This window comes from Pseudogemmobacter bohemicus (genome assembly GCF_003290025.1).
Classification (GTDB): Bacteria; Pseudomonadota; Alphaproteobacteria; order Rhodobacterales; family Rhodobacteraceae; genus Pseudogemmobacter; species Pseudogemmobacter bohemicus.
In genome coordinates, this window is record NZ_QNHG01000011.1 from 3,893 (window position 1) to 6,627 (window position 2,735).

The 2,735-nt window shown below is 65.2% G+C and carries 4 protein-coding genes; 2 read left to right on the top strand and 2 right to left on the bottom strand.

The features are described 5' to 3' along the window. Positions 1 to 343 precede the first annotated feature (343 nt). Positions 344 to 1,585, bottom strand: a complete 1,242-nt coding sequence (mobQ, locus tag DRF71_RS26925; RefSeq protein WP_112313500.1) for a MobQ family relaxase — start codon at positions 1,583 to 1,585, stop codon at positions 344 to 346. A gap of 155 nt (positions 1,586 to 1,740) precedes the next feature. Here mobQ and DRF71_RS26930 point away from each other — a divergent pair, with 155 nt between their 5' ends. Then, complete coding sequence (locus tag DRF71_RS26930; protein WP_085787614.1) at positions 1,741 to 2,007, top strand: hypothetical protein; 267 nt, start codon at positions 1,741 to 1,743, stop codon at positions 2,005 to 2,007. Then, on the top strand, positions 2,004 to 2,570 hold the full coding sequence (locus tag DRF71_RS26935; protein WP_112313501.1) for a hypothetical protein: 567 nt from the start codon (positions 2,004 to 2,006) through the stop codon (positions 2,568 to 2,570). The genes DRF71_RS26930 and DRF71_RS26935 overlap by 4 nt, the downstream gene beginning before the upstream one ends. A gap of 4 nt (positions 2,571 to 2,574) precedes the next feature. Here DRF71_RS26935 and DRF71_RS29590 read toward each other — a convergent pair. Beyond that, positions 2,575 to 2,735: addiction module antidote protein (locus DRF71_RS29590; protein ID WP_112313503.1), on the bottom strand; the 161-nt coding region annotated here is incomplete at its 5' end.

Here is a 2,735-nt window from a genome sequence, read left to right on the forward strand (position 1 = left end):
TTATTTTTCGGTCGACATGAGAGAAACGGCATCAAATATTTTCCCATTCGATCAAAGCATGCCGCGATCATCTCGCAAGTATCATCTCCTTGAGATGTGTAAAAAATTTCGGTCAAATACAACGATCACGAATGACAAAAGGACTGATCCAAGAGAAATTCCATTCAAAGCATAAGTAGCTCACATCACCTTTCCCTGTCGTCCCTATCTCGTTGACGCTGGCTGCGCTCCTGCTGGTCATGCTCCCGCGCCTCGGGGTCTTTCTGTCGGTCGATCCAATCGAACTTCGGAATCTACCACGATCAGCCTGACAACTACGCCCCATCGTGGCGGGCTGGCCGGATCAGTGGGTAAGCCCGCTGTCCCGGTCGTGGTCGCGGGCTTCCCGCTCCCGCAACCGTTCCTGCTGCCGCTCCTGCTCCTTCAGGCGCTCGGCCTCCTGCACCCGCTGGCGTTCCTCGGCTTCCCGGCTTTCCTGCAACCGCGCTGCGGCCTCGGCCAGCGTTCCCCGGTCGATCCCCTGCGCCGCCTCTCGTAGCCGCTCGGCCAGGCTGCGGGCGGATTCCGGCTCTGGGGTTTGACCAGGTGCGGCTATGGCATCGGAGGCGGTGCGGCTCTGGCGGGCTTCCCATGCCTCACGCAACCGCGCGGCCAGGTCCTGCCTCCCCTCCCGGCCATCCCAATCCGCAGCGCCGGCATAGGCCAAACCCTGCGCCGGCGGCCCGAGGCGATCCACCGCCCGCCCGATCCAGTCCCGCACCTGACCGGCCAGAACCTCCGCCACCCGCGCAACCTCGACCGCCTGCGCTTTGACCTCGCGCCAGACCCGGACGGCCGCGACCTCGATGCCGCGTTCCTTCATCTGCCACGCCCCGGCCGATAGCTGCGGCAGCGGATCCCGGTCCAGTTTCACCGCCCGCACCGTCTGGCGCAGCGCCTCCGCCTCGTCGCCGCAATCATGCGCCGCGGTGGCCCGCGCCGAGGCCTCGATCCGCTGCGCCTCTAGTGTCCGGTGGTCGATCCGCTCGTCATGGCCGCATCGCTCAAGGGCGCGGTTGCTGTCCCGCGCCCATGCCTCACGCCATCCTTCCAGCATCTCGACCGCATTCCAGTCCCGGTTCTTTGCCCCGAACCCCTCGGGGCCGATTTCGCGGGTGGTCAGCAGGATATGGGCATGGTGGTTGCGATCATCGCCGGTCCGTCCCGGCGCATGAAGCGCGATGTCGGCCACCATGCCACGGGCCACAAACTCGCGCTGGCAGAACTCGCGCACCAGCTCGACGCGCTGCCCGTGGTCCAGCTCGGCAGGCAGAGCCACCCGGATTTCGCGGGCAACCTGCGAATTCTTCCGGGTCTCTGCCGCCTCGACCGCGTTCCACAGCGCCGCCCGGTCCTGCACCCATGCGGGCGCGTTGGCAGGGGCGAGGGTTTCGACGTGATCGACGCCGCCGCGCGCGCGGTAATCGAAGGTCAGCCCGGTGCGGTGATCCTCGATCCGTTCGCCCACGCGGTAGGCCGCTGCCGCCGTGGCACTGCGACCGGCGGAGCGGGAAATCATCGTGGCCCGAAGGTGGTAGATCGCCATTTCCGCGCGCGCTCTTGCTTGGGGTTCAAAGGAGAATGCAGTTGCCCCTTTGCCCACACAAACGCGCAGCGTTTGTATAAGTGGGCACTTCGTGTTTGACACGCTATCCACTACGCGGCACAAATTCAACGGTTGTAACGAGGAAGGGCGGAAGAATGGCGCGCACCATCGACCAGCAGATTGCAGATGCGCAAGCGAAGCTGGCGCGGCTCAAAACCCGTCAGAAAGCCAGCGACACCCGCCGAAAGATCATCGTCGGTGCCATCGTCACCACCGAGGCCCTGAAAGACCCCAAGATTTCCAAATGGCTGGCATCCACCCTACGCAAGAACGCAACCCGGGACGTGGACCAGAAGGAAATCGCCGGACTGCTGGCCGACCTCGATGCCAGGGCGCAAAGCGCCGGAGCGGGTGAGGCATGAGCGGCAGCACCGATCCGTTTCTGGTTCTGGTCGATGATATTGGCGCGCTGCGCCGCCAGATCGAGAACCTGCAACGCACCAGCCTCGACAGGGACGAGGCCGAACACCTTAACGCGACCATCGCCCAGAGCCTCGACAACATGGCGCAAACCGGCAAGCGGCTGGAACAGCGCCTTGAGGGTCAGCTGCAGCTCGCCACCGCCAAGACCAACCGCGCCGCCATAGAAGCCGCGCAGGACGCCGCCAGAGCGGCTATCCGGGAATCCCATGCCGAGATTCTCCAAACGGCCAAGAGCCTCTCACAGGCCGCAGGAGAGGCCCGCAGAGAGGCGTGGCGCTGGTTTGGCGGGTTCTGGGTCTGGCTGGCCTCGATCGGGGCCGCAGGGGCGCTTATCGGCGCGCTGGCCGTGTTCTGGCTCCAAGGCCGTGCCGATGCCAAAGCCTTCGGCCAGCACCCCCGCATCTACTGCCTGACCGCAGGCGGGGCATTCGCCGATCAGCGGGACGGAAGCCGGTACTGCATCTTCATGGTTTCGCCACCCACACAGCCAGCCGGGGAATGACGGCTCACGCGCCGGGCTGGATCGAGACTTTCAGCCCGAGCGCCTTGGCAACCTTCATCACCGTGGACAGCGTAGGGTTCCCATCCCCGGACAGTGCCTTGTTCAGCCCGACCCGGCTCATGCCAACCTCACGGGCCAGCGCGGTCATGTTCCGGGCGCGGGCAA